The sequence below is a fragment of the Pseudorhizobium tarimense genome (assembly GCF_022968135.1).
GTDB classification, from domain to species: Bacteria; Pseudomonadota; Alphaproteobacteria; order Rhizobiales; family Rhizobiaceae; genus Neorhizobium; species Neorhizobium tarimense.
Window position 1 is genome coordinate 1 of record NZ_JALJRA010000035.1, and the last position, 12352, is coordinate 12352.

14 protein-coding genes are annotated in these 12352 nt (G+C 58.7%); 10 read left to right on the forward strand and 4 right to left on the reverse strand.

The features are described from left to right. Window positions 1–246 precede the first annotated feature (246 nt). Complete coding sequence (locus tag MUU54_RS23795) at window positions 247–408, reverse strand: hypothetical protein (protein ID WP_247246422.1); 162 nt, start codon at window positions 406–408, stop codon at window positions 247–249. Between the two features lie 466 nt (window positions 409–874). Further along, a complete protein-coding gene (locus tag MUU54_RS23800; RefSeq protein ID WP_247246423.1) occupies window positions 875–1456 on the reverse strand; it encodes a helix-turn-helix domain-containing protein in 582 nt (193 codons plus the stop codon). A gap of 402 nt (window positions 1457–1858) precedes the next feature. Between MUU54_RS23800 and MUU54_RS23805 the strand changes: the two genes are divergently transcribed. Genes MUU54_RS23805 through MUU54_RS23830 form a run of 6 tightly spaced genes read left to right on the forward strand, consistent with a single transcriptional unit; the run spans window position 1859 to window position 7558 of the window. Beyond that, on the forward strand, window positions 1859–2881 hold the full coding sequence (locus tag MUU54_RS23805; protein ID WP_247246424.1) for a LacI family DNA-binding transcriptional regulator: 1023 nt from the start codon (window positions 1859–1861) through the stop codon (window positions 2879–2881). Window positions 2882–2917: 36 nt separating this feature from the next. After that, the gene (locus MUU54_RS23810; protein WP_247246425.1) at window positions 2918–3871 is read left to right on the forward strand and encodes a substrate-binding domain-containing protein; all 954 of its coding nucleotides are present in this window, start codon (window positions 2918–2920) and stop codon (window positions 3869–3871) included. Then, window positions 3868–4683 (forward strand): ATP-binding cassette domain-containing protein, encoded by an 816-nt coding sequence (locus tag MUU54_RS23815; RefSeq protein WP_247246426.1) that lies wholly within the window; start codon window positions 3868–3870, stop codon window positions 4681–4683. Before MUU54_RS23810 ends, MUU54_RS23815 begins: the two co-directional genes overlap by 4 nt. Then, complete coding sequence (locus MUU54_RS23820) at window positions 4680–5687, forward strand: ABC transporter permease (RefSeq protein ID WP_247246427.1); 1008 nt, start codon at window positions 4680–4682, stop codon at window positions 5685–5687. The genes MUU54_RS23815 and MUU54_RS23820 overlap by 4 nt, the downstream gene beginning before the upstream one ends. Before the next feature lie 46 nt (window positions 5688–5733). After that, window positions 5734–6756, forward strand: a complete 1023-nt coding sequence (locus tag MUU54_RS23825) for a phosphotriesterase family protein (protein WP_247246433.1) — start codon at window positions 5734–5736, stop codon at window positions 6754–6756. Window positions 6757–6787: 31 nt separating this feature from the next. Beyond that, window positions 6788–7558 (forward strand): glutamine amidotransferase, encoded by a 771-nt coding sequence (locus tag MUU54_RS23830; protein ID WP_247246428.1) that lies wholly within the window; start codon window positions 6788–6790, stop codon window positions 7556–7558. Between the two features lie 20 nt (window positions 7559–7578). Here MUU54_RS23830 and MUU54_RS23835 read toward each other — a convergent pair whose 3' ends face one another. Further along, window positions 7579–8478, reverse strand: coding sequence for a ribokinase (locus tag MUU54_RS23835; protein ID WP_247246429.1), 900 nt, complete (start codon window positions 8476–8478; stop codon window positions 7579–7581). A gap of 24 nt (window positions 8479–8502) precedes the next feature. Between MUU54_RS23835 and MUU54_RS23840 the strand changes: the two genes are divergently transcribed. From MUU54_RS23840 to MUU54_RS23850, 3 genes are read left to right on the forward strand one after another with little or no spacing between them, the layout of a single operon-like run. After that, window positions 8503–9345 carry a BtpA/SgcQ family protein gene (locus MUU54_RS23840; RefSeq protein WP_247246434.1) on the forward strand — a complete coding sequence of 281 codons (843 nt, stop codon included), beginning with the start codon at window positions 8503–8505 and terminating at the stop codon, window positions 9343–9345. Between the two features lies 1 nt (window position 9346). After that, on the forward strand, window positions 9347–10009 hold the full coding sequence (locus MUU54_RS23845) for a TenA family protein (protein WP_247246430.1): 663 nt from the start codon (window positions 9347–9349) through the stop codon (window positions 10007–10009). Window positions 10010–10012: 3 nt separating this feature from the next. Beyond that, the gene (locus MUU54_RS23850; protein ID WP_247246431.1) at window positions 10013–11254 is read left to right on the forward strand and encodes a Zn-dependent hydrolase; all 1242 of its coding nucleotides are present in this window, start codon (window positions 10013–10015) and stop codon (window positions 11252–11254) included. A 194-nt stretch (window positions 11255–11448) separates the two neighbouring features. Here the strand turns inward: MUU54_RS23850 and MUU54_RS25160 are convergent, their stop codons facing one another. After that, on the reverse strand, window positions 11449–11757 hold the full coding sequence (locus tag MUU54_RS25160; protein WP_376742269.1) for an enolase C-terminal domain-like protein: 309 nt from the start codon (window positions 11755–11757) through the stop codon (window positions 11449–11451). Between the two features lie 344 nt (window positions 11758–12101). Between MUU54_RS25160 and MUU54_RS23855 the strand changes: the two genes are divergently transcribed. Beyond that, window positions 12102–12352: transposase (locus MUU54_RS23855; RefSeq protein ID WP_247246432.1), on the forward strand; the 251-nt coding region annotated here is incomplete at its 3' end.

Here is a 12352-nt window from a genome sequence, read left to right on the forward strand (position 1 = left end):
CTCAACCCGCGCCAAACGGCGTAACAGAAACGGTCGAGACTCTAACTGCCGCTGGATGAAAGTTCAGTGGCAGGTCAGCTCGAAACCGGCATCAATGATGCGCTTGGATTGGGCGGCTTTGGTGTAGTGCTGCGCCATCTTGGAATCAAACCAGCCAAAGATCGCCATCAACTGATGTTCGGTCGCTCCGGCCTCGGCGAGGATCGTCGCGGATGCCTTTCTGAGGCCGTGCGACGAGCATTCCGGCTAATCGGCGTCGTTGCACCACTGGCGCATCTTGTTGCCGAAGCCGTTGCCGCTGAAGGCCTTGCCGTATTCGGTGATAAGGAAGGTCGGCTGATCATGTGTGATTGCGTCCAGCGCCTCGCGTAGGCGCGCGGCAACCGTGATTGCGTCGATGGCTGACAACTGGCCCTGAGCCTGGGAACCGGACGGCGGCGGCGCGCCTCGGTGAGGCCAAGCGCTTCCCGCATCAGCGTGGCGAAGGGCAGACCGGCCCGCGCCGCACGTGTGGTCAGCGCCTGCTTTCCCGATGCCGTGCAGCGGAAAACCGCGACGGCGTTGAGGTCGCCCTTTGACGGTCGCCGCATGCTCTTGGTGGGGTTTGAAGGGGAGGCCCGCCTCCCTCACAAGGCTCCCTGTCGGACGGCTCGCCGTATGACAGGAGTCGCCTTGCTCTCTTCGAATCGCCTTGCGTCATGACGCCCTCCGAAGGTCGGTTTGTCGGCGGTTTCATCGGCAATGTGGTCACGGCGTCGGCTGAAAAAAGCGATCCAATCGAGCGCGCTGGAGCTTGCTTCGTCCGGTGGCCAATAGCTGGGCAAGGCATAGCCGGGCTTACCGGTTTTCACCGTCCGCATGCCCAAGGCGTCGATCAAAGGAAGCCGTGACGTCGCAACCAATTGCGCCATTGCGCGACCTGATCCGCTTTGGTTTCGGCTACGAAAACGAGCGGGACGGCTCGCCGCGTCTCAACGCGCGGCGGGGCGTCCTCGCGCGGGTTAGGTTTATATATTTTTTCTTTCTCTAGGTTTGGTGGACATATTTGTCCCCCTTCGCTGGACACATCTGACCGCCTTTCCGGACGAATTTGACCGCCTTTGTCAGGGTAAGGGGTGACAACTTTGTCCGTCTTTTCGCGGGCGTCCGATGCGCGTAAAATCGACGCCGCTGAGGGACGATATTCTGTGTTGTGCCCGACACCATTTCCGCGCTGGACCTCGAACCAACCTTTGACCTCAAGTTCACGGACGGCACGCTGAATGGTCTTGACGCTCTTGCCGATCGCGTCGGCAATCGTTTGATAGGACGGCCACGCCTTCTCGGTGTGGCCGTTCAAATGCGTGGTGATGATGTAGAGCGCCACGGACCGCGCGCCGTCGCTCAAATCCTTGTCGCAGCTCAACTGCTGAAGCCATTGCAGCTTCACGTCCCGAAACGGCCGCGCCCCGGTCATTCGCGCCTCCCTGGTCGCCATACTACCGGGAAAGAAAAGGCGGAAACGGCCGGAAAAAGTGGGACGGCGGCTTTACTAAGCCATTGATTTTTACAAAATAGGGTCTTCGTGCCACACGGGGTTAAGCTGCTGAATTTGCTGGAATTCGGCAGGCCCTCCGGGCCCACAAAAGAGCTAAGTTGTTGATTCTATTAATTTGGTTAGCGCGTTTCTGACGACGTGCACGCTGAAGAGATAATTGAGTTGGCGCGGCAGCCGCGCAAATTTTGGGCACTTGAAGCTCGACGGCACGCTTGACAGCGTCATCGTCTGTGGCCAAGGTGTAGCGGTTTAGTAAAGCGGTTTACCAAGTAGAAGAAGCTGCCATAAAAGCAGCCGGGGAATCTAACTGGGGAACACGTATTGAAAAAGCGCGCGACCAGCTTGAAGGACGTTGCCAGTGCAGCGGGCGTCTCGGTCACAACAGTGTCCCGACTGCTTAACGGCACGATCGAGTTGCCGTTGGAGACGAAGTCGCGGATCCAAGCTGCGATCCAAGAGCTAAGATACGAGCCCAATCCTCATGCGCGAAGCCTCAGTCGCGGGCGGTCGGACACGATCGGCCTCGTAGTCCCCGACATAGCCAACCCCTTCTTCGCTACACTCGTCTCAGCTGTTGAAGAAGAAGCTGATCGACGTGGCTTGGCGCTCTCCCTATACGCGACATTGAACAGACCGGGGCGAGAGATTGCATATCTTAGCGCGCTGGCTCGTAACCATGTCGACGGGCTGGTCTTCGTGACAAATCACCCGGACGATGGTGAATTGGCCTCGCGCATCAACCAGACCGGCAAAGTGGTTGTCGTTGACGAAGATGTACCCGATGCGATGGTCCCGAAGCTTTTCTGCGACAACGAGCAGGGTGGCTACCTCGCAGGTGAGCATCTCGTCCAGAATGGCCATCGGAGCGTGTTGTACGTCGGCGGTCCGGAGGAGATGATCAGCACCCGCCGCCGCTATTCCGGATTGAGGCGGGCACTGCGCGATGCGTCCATACCGATGGACGGACTGTTGCGATACGAAGGCGAATACACCGTCGAGTTCGGACGCAACGCAGCGCGACGGTTCCTCAGTGAAGGGATGCCTGCCACCGCCATCTTCGCGAGCTCCGATGAGATAGCAATCGGACTGATCGAAGTTCTCAGGGAGCAAGGAGCATCCATTCCACGGGAGGTCTCCATCATCGGCTTCGACGACGTGGGCCCGCTTCATCTCTTTGCCCCTTCGTTGACGGCGATCCGTCAGCCCGTCCGGGCCATAGGACAGCGCGCACTTGCGCTTCTCGTCGATACTAACTGGGAGCAGCCGGAAGACCTTCTTTCCGAAGAGCTGTTGCCCGTCGAAATCGTCGCGCGGAACTCCGTTGCTCCGCCTTCGAGAAAATAACAGCAGCGGGACCAATGCCAACCAGAGGATGAACTCATGACACTTCTAAGACGCAGAACCTTTACTGCCGCTCTTGCGGCAACCGCCATGGCAGGCCTGTCCTTCGGCGCCGCCCAGGCGCAGGACGCTCAAAAGACCTTCGCGCTCGTTCAAATCAATCAGCAGGCCCTGTTCTTCAACCAGATGAATGAAGGCGCACAGAAGGCTGCGGAGGAGGCCGGCGCGAAGCTGGTGATCTTCAATGCCAACAATGATCCTGCGGCGCAAAACAGCGCCATCGAAACCTACATCCAGCAGAAGGTTGATGGCATCGCAGTGGTGGCCATTGACGTGAACGGGATCATGCCGGCGGTTCAGCAGGCAGCAGACGCTGGTATACCTGTAGTGGCAATCGACGCCATCCTGCCGGAGGGCCCGCAAAAGGCGCAGATCGGCGTAGACAACGCCGCGGCCGGCGCTGACATGGGCAAGTTCTTCCTTGATTACGTGAAGAGCAACATGGACGGCAGTGTGAAGTATGGTGTCGTCGGAGCCTTGAATTCCTTCATCCAGAACGTTCGCCAGGAAGGCTTTGAAAAGGCGGTTCAGGGTGCCGAAGGAGTCGAGACGGCGGGTGTAGTGGATGGCCAGAACATCCAGGACAATGCCCTTGCCGCTGCTGAGAACTTGATCACGGGCAATCCAGACATGACGGCTGTGTACGCGACCGGCGAACCCGCCCTGATGGGGGCCATCGCGGCTGTTGAGAGCCAGGGCAAGCAGGAGGACGTCAAGATCTTCGGCTGGGACCTTACCGCTCAGGCAATAGCGGGCATTGACGCCGGCTACGTCGCCGCAGTCATTCAGCAGGACCCTGCGGCCATGGGCGCAGCGGCTGTCGAAGCCCTTCAGACGCTTTCTGAGGGTGGCAGCGTTGAGCAGATCATCTCTGTGCCGATCACCATCGTCACGAAGGACAATGTCGAGCCATATCGGGACATGTTCAAATGATGACGGAAGGACAGCATCTATCCGCTGTCGCAGGAACCGGGGGAGGCAATCTCCCCCGGCAACCTAAAGACGGGGTCAGTCGTCAGCCCAGGGTGTCGTTGCGGGATATTCGAAAGAACTTTGGTTCTCATCAAGCGCTGCGTGGCGTTGATCTCGACATCTATCCCGGCGAGTGTTTGGGGCTGGTGGGAGACAATGCCGCAGGAAAGTCCACCCTCACCAAGATCATCTCAGGCACTTACATCCCTGACGGCGGGTCGATTGCTATCGATGGACAGGAGGTCCGGTTGAATGGACCTGCCGACGCTCGCAAGCGCAATATCGAGATGGTCTTTCAAGACCTGAGCCTTTGCGATCACATCGACGTAGTGGGCAATCTTTTTCTCGGGCGGGAACTGACGAAGGGTCCATTTCTCGATCGTCCACGCATGGTGGCCGAGGCCCGTTCCATGTTGGACGCTCTTGAAATACGCATTCCGCGCCTTGGCGCAAAGGTGGAGAAGCTGTCCGGTGGACAGCGGCAGGCGATTGCCATCGCGCGTGCTGCCTCCTTCAATCCGAAGGTGCTCATCATGGATGAGCCGACCTCGGCGCTTGCTGTTGCCGAGGTCGAGGCGGTGCTCTCACTGATTAACCGGGTGAAGGCGAGAGGGGTGTCCGTCATTCTGATCACCCATCGTTTACAGGATCTCTTCCGTGCATGTGATCGTATCGCGGTCATGTACGAAGGGACGAAGGTCGCCGAGCGCGACATCGGGAACACGGACCTTCAAGACCTCGTGCAGCTTATCGTCGGAGGGCAAAAGCATTGACCGCCTATACGGAACGCGCAGCCGGGTCACCGGTCGCGGATTTTCTCTCCGAACACGCCCAGGTTCTCTCGATCGCCGTGTTCTTCTTCGCCTGCCTGATCTTCTTTTCAGTCACCACCGATACGTTTCTGACGCTTGGCAACATTCTCAACGTCATTCGCCAGGCCGCTCCCATCCTCGTCGTGGCGGTAGCGATGACCTTGGTGATCATCACCGGCGGTATTGACCTCTCTGTCGGATCCCAGGTGGCGCTGGTGAATGCTGTCGCTGCAATGATCCTTGCCATGGGATACCCTTGGCCCGTGGTGGTCGTTGGCATGCTCGCCTTCGGTGCTTTGCTCGGAATGGCCCAAGGATGGTTCGTCGCCTATCAGGGGATACCTGCTTTCATCGTGACACTGGCAGGTCTTTCCATCTTGCGCGGCTTTGCTCTCTACCTAACGCAGGGCTACTCGATCCCGATCAAGGACGTACCAGGCTTCTTCGCCATAGGCCGCGGTGAGCTCCTCAGCATTCCCGTGCCGGCGCTCATAGCCCTTGGCGTCGCACTGCTCGGTTACGGCGTCATCGCGTATACAAAATATGGGCGGCAGGTCGTTGCTGTCGGTTCCAATCTTGAGGCCGCACGACGCGTAGGGATGCCATCCAAGTGGGTTGTCGCATCTGTCTACATGGTCTCGGGTATCGCGAGTGCGCTCGCCGGCTTGCTGATCGCCGCGCGCCTTGGTTCCGGCTCGTCAAACGCTGCTGTCGGATTTGAGCTGCAGGTCATTGCAGCCGTCGTGCTTGGTGGCACATCCCTGATGGGCGGGCGAGGCAGTATACTGGGCACAATGTTAGGAACGCTGACAATCGCCGTCATCGGCAACGGGCTGATCCTGATGCACATCTCGCCCTTCTTCACGCAGATCGTGACGGGCGCCATCATCTTAGTGGCGATCTGGCTCAACACAAAAATCTTTACCACTAACTTCCGCTTCGGCGGAAAGAAGGTGCGAGGGTGATGTGAGCCAGGAGCTTTCTGAAGGTCATGTGCGCTCCGGCAGGGTGATGACGGTGGCCGGTCCGATCGCCGCTTCCGATCTGGGTCTCACCTTGATGCACGAACACATCCTCAACGATTGCCGCTGCTGGTGGCACCCACCGAAGGCGCCAGAGCGGCAGTATCTGGCAGAGGGGTTCGTCTGCATTGAGATACTAGGGGAATTGCGTCAGGATCCCTTTGTCAACAAGCACAACATCACCCTTGATGACGAGCCGCTTGCCATTGCGGAGCTTAAGGAGTTTGCCAGCTGCGGCGGTAACACTGTCGTAGAACCGACCTGCCAAGGTATCGGGCGAAATCCAGTGGCACTGAAGCGCATCTCCAATGCCAGTGGCCTCAATATCGTGATGGGAGCCGGATATTATCTCGGCTCCTCCCATCCGGCGAAGGTGGCGGCAATGAGCATCGACCAGATCGCGGACGAGATCGTGCACGAGGCGCTGGTAGGCGTTGACGGCACCGACATCAAGGTGGGTTTGATTGGAGAGATAGGCGTTTCTTCTGACTTTACCGGCGAGGAAGAGAAATCTTTGCGGGCGGCGGCACGTGCTCAAGTGCGCACTGGCTTGCCTCTGATGATCCATCTACCGGGTTGGTTCCGCCTTGGACACAACGTCCTGAACGTTGTGGAGGAGGAGGGCGCTGACTTGAGGCACACCGTGCTCTGCCACATGAACCCCTCTCACGACGATCTCAGCTATCAGGTCGAGCTCGCTTCCCGAGGAGCCTTTCTCGAATACGATATGATCGGCATGGATTTCTTCTACGCGGATCAACAGGTGCAGTGCCCGAGCGATGAAGAGGCGGCCCGTGCTATCGTCAAGCTAATCGAGCGTGGTTGCCTTGACCGCATCCTCCTGTCTCACGACGTCTTCCTGAAGATGATGCTGACGCGTTACGGCGGCAACGGCTATGCCTACATCCTCAAACACTTCCTGCCACGCCTGAAGCGCCACGGCTTGGCCGATGATCAACTCAAAATCCTTATGCGGGATAATCCCCGGTCCGTATTCCGCGCCCAGGGCTGAACCCGAGATTGACTGTAGAAATGGAACTAAAATGACCAAGAAAGTCCTCCTCGTCGGCGAAAGCTGGGTAAGCTCTGCCACCCACTACAAGGGTTTCGACCAGTTCGGCAGCGTGACCTTTCACCTCGGCGCAGAGCCACTGGTAAAAGCCCTGCAAGGCAGCGAATACGAACTTACCTATATGACGGCGCATGATGCCGTGGAGAAGTTCCCTTACGACATGGAGGGGCTGGAAGCTTACGACCTTCTCATCCTCTCCGATATTGGAGCAAACTCGCTCCTTCTGCCTCCTGCGGTCTGGTTGCAGTCGAAGACAGTTCCCAACCGACTGAAGCTGATCAAGGCTTGGGTGGAAAAGGGCGGCGGCCTATTGATGGTGGGCGGCTATTTCTCCTTCCAAGGCATCGACGGGAAGGCTCGTTGGCGCCGAACCGCGGTAGAAGACACACTGCCGGTCACGTGCCTTCCCTATGATGATCGCGTGGAGATTCCAGAAGGCGCGACGGCGGTTATCACGAAAGCGGATCATCCAACCGTCGCAGGCCTCTCGGGAAACTGGCCGCTCCTTCTCGGCGTAAATGAGGTCGAGGTGCGAGAGCGCAGTGATGTGGAAGTCGTTGCCCGCCTCCCGGACGATCAGGGTGGCCATCCGCTGCTCGTAACGGGAAGCTTCGGTCGTGGACGTAGCGCTGCCTGGACTTCTGATATCGGGCCGCACTGGCTTTCGCCCGAATTCTGCGAGTGGGAGGGCTATGGTCGCCTGTGGAAGAACATCCTCGGGTGGCTCAGCGAGGTTCGGTGAGCCGGTATCGATTGCGGACGTCAGCGCGCCAGGATTGCCTGCAGTTCTTCGACCGTGGGGAAGGCCGCTCTGGTGCCGCGCCGGCTGACCGTCAGCGCCGAGGCGCAGGCCGCATGCCCAACGGCTCGCGTATCGAGCTCGATGCCTCGCAAAGCCGCGGACGCAAGCGCGACTGCCATGAAGGTATCTCCTGCGCCTGTCGTATCCACGGCGTGAGTGGCGACGGCCGGTATGGTGGCGATGCCATCGCCCCTGCTGGCGAGTATTGCGCCGTCGCCCCCAAGGGTAATGACGACGTGGCGGACACCCGATTGTTGCAGACGCTCCGCCGCTGCAACATCCGACGACCCGGTAAGACGTTGAGCCTCTCCTCGGTTGAGGACAGCGATGTCCACGAGCGGCCAGAGGTCCGAGAAGTAGGGCCGAAGCGGCGAGGGATTAAAGGCGGTGACAAGGCCCCGACGTTTGGCTTCCGCAAGCAGGCCGCGGGTCGTGGTTTCTGCGAGATTGCCCTGCAGGACAACGAGATCCCCGGCTACCGCACGGCTCAATCCTGCAATGGCATCGTCAGGCGTCAGAGAGCCTGCGGAATCGGTGGTGGTCACGATGGCGTTTTCTCCATCGGGCGTGGTGAAGATAATCGAGAAGTCACTGGAGCGTCCGTCGAGGACGATGAGCTTTGCCTCAACCGGCTCGGGCGCCAGCTGCTCGCGAATGGTCTGGGCGCGAAAGTCCTCGCCCACGGCTGCAATCAGTGCGGTGGGGAGACCTGTGCGGGCCATAACCACGGCCTGATTTGCGCCCTTGCCGCCCAGGTCCCGGGTCTCCTCGCGACCGAAGATCGAAGCTCCGGCTTCAGGCATGGACGACACTGATATGGTTTCGTCGATGGCGACGTTACCGATGACATGGGCACGCATGGCTGGCCTTTAGGAAGGGAAGAGATGCAGACAATATCTGACAATAATTCGAGCGCCATAAGGGAAATATTTGGGTCTGACAAGGCGCTGATCGGGATGATCCATTGCCTGCCTTTCCCAGGCGCACCCCGCTACCGTGGAGCATCGATGGATGCGATATACGACGCGGCTATGCGTGACGCCGAGGCTCTAATCCAAGGCGGATTGCATGGCCTGATTGTCGAGAACCACGGTGACATCCCATTCTCGAAACCAGAGGACATAGGCCCGGAGACGTCCGCCTTCATGTCGGTCATCACCGATCGCATCGCTCGCGCTACGGGCGTGCCGATCGGCATCAACGTTTTAGCGAACGCTCCCGTACCTGCCTTCGCTATTGCCATGGCCGGTGGCGCGAAGTTCATCAGGGTGAATCAGTGGGCCAACGCTTATGTCGCCAATGAAGGCTTCATGGAGGGGCGGGCGGCCGAAGCTATGCGATATCGTTCGCTCCTGCGTGCAGAGCATATCAAAGTGTTCGCCGACAGCCACGTCAAACACGGCGCCCATGCCATTACTGCCGATCGCACGATCGAAGAGCTTACCCGCGATTTGGCCTTCTTCGATGCCGACGCCGTGATCGCGACTGGCCAACGCACCGGCAATTCTGCAAGCATGGAAGAGATAGAGACGATCGGCGCGGCCACGCACCTGCCGCTGCTAGTGGGATCGGGTGTTACCAAAGAGAATATCGTTGAGATCTTGAAGCGCACTAATGGGGTCATCGTCGCGTCCTCGCTCAAGCAAGGCGGCGTATGGTGGAACCCGGTTGAGCCGGCTCGCGTCAAAGCCTTTGTCGAGGCTGCTCTTCCTGCGCTGGAGCATTGAGATGATTGAGACGCTCTCCGAGCAGATGCTACGGGAAAATGAGTCAGTTCTCGAAGCGATGGTCAATCATCGGTTCGTCGAGGACATCAAGGCAGACCGCCTCTCAAAGGAGGTCTTCGAACGTTATCTCGTTTTTGAGGGCGCCTTCGTCGATACCGCGATCTCGATCTTCGCTTTTGCAGCAGCCAAGGCTGAGACAATTGCGCAGAAGCGCTGGCTGATCGGCGTTCTGGATGCTCTTGCCAACCAGCAGATCTCCTATTTTGAGCGCACCTTTGCCGAACGCGGTATCGATCCCTCCGCATTCGATACCAGCATTCCCGAAGTCGCTGCCTTCCGCGACGGCATGTATTCGATTTCGTACGACGGCGGGTATCTCGACACCGTTGCCGCAATGTTTGCAGCCGAATGGATGTACTGGACCTGGTCGCAACAGGCCGCACAACATCACATTAGCGATGTTCTTCTAAAGGAGTGGGTCGACCTGCATGCGGGGGAGGAATTTGCGGCGCAGGCGCTGTGGCTGAAGGCGGAACTGGACGCGGCAGGGGAGGGGATGAGCGAGGCGGAGCGCTCCCGTCTCAGCATGATCTTTGGCGAGGTGCAGAAGCTAGAAATCGCCTTCCACAACGCTCCCTATCTGTCGAATACGAAGACGGGGTAGATCATGGTGGAGATTAACGGTAGTCGGCTGGACGCGCGGCTCGATCAGTTCGCAGCCATCGGTGCAACGCCGAAGGGCGGTGTCAACCGGCAGGCGCTCACTGAAGGGGATCGGCAGGCGCGGCGGCTGCTGACAAAGCTGGCGTTGGCGAGAGGCTTCGACGTCTTTCAGGATCAGGTCGCGAACCTCTTTATTCGCCGGAGAGGCCGCTATGACGACCTACCGCCGCTGATGATGGGCAGCCACCTCGACAGCCAGCCCACGGGAGGCCGTTTCGATGGCGCCCTTGGCACCCTGTCGGCCTTTGAGGTCCTTGAGAGCCTGGAGGATGCCGGTGTTGAGACTGAGCGTCCCATCGTGTTGGTTTCGTGGACCAACGAAGAGGGATGTCGCTTTGCTCCTGGTTGCATGGGATCGATGGCCTTCTCGAACGGAACTATTCCCAACGAATGGTACGACAAGAGGGCGACCGACGGCGCCTCGTTCGCCAGCGAGCTGAAGTCGACGATCGAGAGCCTGCCTGAGGCCCGTGTCAAAGCATTGGCGTTCCCGATCTCTGCTTATGTAGAGGTCCATATAGAGCAGGGGCCTTCGCTAGAGGCAGAGGGCATCCCTGTAGGTGTCGTGACTGGCATCCAAGGCACACGCTGGCTCCAAATTGCCGTCAAAGGGCAGACGGCTCACGCAGGCACCACAGGACTTGCCTATCGGCGAGATCCCCTGTGGGCGCTGACATCTGCCCTCTCACAGCTCTATCAAAATATAATGCCGCCGGATCCGGATGCCCGATTCACCGTAGGAAGGATCTCGGCTTCACCTGGATCGGTGAACGCAATTCCGGACGAAGTGACTTGCACAGTGGACATCCGTCATCCTAAGCTTGAGCGGCTCGATGAAATCGAGAAGGAAGTCATCTCCGCCATAAACTGCGCGGCCGACCGCCAGCATTGTGCCGTGGACATTTCCCGGACCTTCGACATGCCGCCGTGCACTTTCGACCAGAACCTGCAGGAGGTGATTATAGCAGCCGCTGGACAGCTGGATCTTGAATGGAAGGCCATGCTTTCCGGAGCCTTCCACGATGCGCTGTTTGTCAACCGGGTGGCGCCAGCATCCATGATCTTTGTGCCCTGCCACAAGGGGTTAAGCCACAATGAGGCTGAGTATGTCGAGCCATTGAATGCCCTGGCTGGTTGCCAGCTGCTTGCCAAGGCGGCCACGATGATGGCGACGGGTGAACTCTAAAGTGTCCCGCGGAGCGCAGTCGTTGCCATGTGTTACTGCGGTCAGCTAGCCTTTGCCAGCTCTGCCTCGATGGCGAGTATCCGGTCCAGCGCACCGGCCATTCGATCGACCTCCTGCGTGCGAGTTCGACGCAGCCGCTTATGCTCGAGCCGGAGGCCACAACGTTGTCGACCAAACGCCGCAACAGGATGGACTCACCAGTTCGTAACGGAACCATCGCGTCGACTAATGTGAGGCATTTCCGAGAATCTGAAGGGTTCTGCTGCGTCGAGTGCGCCTTCGTCGACTTCAATGCCAAGACGCGGCTGATCTGGTACGGGATAGTTCGCGCCGACTGACTGCGGCCTTTGTACGAATATCGAAGAGTTCTGACGCGCCATACCTTCGTTCGGCGTTTCCCAGCACTCGACATAAGCCAGGTTCCGTATCGCGGCCGCTAGATGAATGGTGGCAGCGCTACAGATCGGGCCGAGAGCCTGCGTTCCCTTCGAGTCACCGCCCAATGACCCACCGTAAATATGGGTTGCGAGCAGTAATTCACAATCCCTCCTTATGTGAGCGCTCGAACAGAAAAAGCTCTAAGTCAGACCCTGCATGCTGAATACTTTCCCTTTGGAGGGGGAGGCTGGGGCGGCAACCACCAGCAAAGTGGCACACTGATAATCAGGAATCAAGAGAGTTCGGGCCTCGCCGTATGAGGCTGTTCTGGACAACGTCAACCTGTCTTGATTGCTTCGACAGCCATGGCGGCATGGCTCAGAAGCGTGGATACTGTTGAAAAACTCGGCGTTGCGGGTGCAGTGTCGGCGTGATTCAATCCTCATATTGATTTGCAGAGGATTGAGCGATGATGGGATGTCAGACGGCTCCGGCGCAGCTCTTCTACGACTTCTGCCTCAATGATCACGTTCCTGGTGACCATCTGCTCCGCGGCATCGATCGACATCTCGATCTTGAGGGTGTGCGGGTGCAGTTGAAGCCGTTCTACAGCGGTACTGGTCGGCCGTCCATTGACCCCGAACTGATGATGCGGATGCTGATCATCGGCTATTCTATGGGGATCCGTTCAGAGCGGCGACTGTGCGAGGAGGTGCATCT